This window comes from Roseivirga seohaensis subsp. aquiponti, assembly GCF_001267955.1.
Classification (GTDB): Bacteria; Bacteroidota; Bacteroidia; order Cytophagales; family Cyclobacteriaceae; genus Roseivirga; species Roseivirga seohaensis.
Map to the genome: position 1 here is coordinate 1 of NZ_JSVA01000044.1, position 262 is coordinate 262.

Annotated in this window: 1 protein-coding gene; it reads right to left on the reverse strand. The window is 48.1% G+C overall.

From position 1 onward, the window contains the following. The coding region (locus OB69_RS18765; protein ID WP_185096931.1) for a hypothetical protein at positions 1 to 262 on the reverse strand (262 nt) is incomplete at both ends.

Genomic DNA, 262 nt, shown 5'->3' on the forward strand with positions numbered 1-262 from the left:
TTGTACTGGCTGTATTGTTATAATCGATACCACTAGTGGCTGTTCCTGAGTAAGCTAGTGTTACCGTTACGTCTTGGCTCGATACGGCTGATAAAGTAGCGGTGATCGTTGAGGTTCCCGCTGCTTCTGCTATTGTAGTGTTGCTTACTGATAAGGTTACCGTTGGGAAGGCTTCAACTACCAAGGCTTTATTGTTACCTAATGAGTTGGCTGCTCCCGGGGCGGCTAAGGTTAAGGTGGCGTCATTGCCGGCTGCATCTTT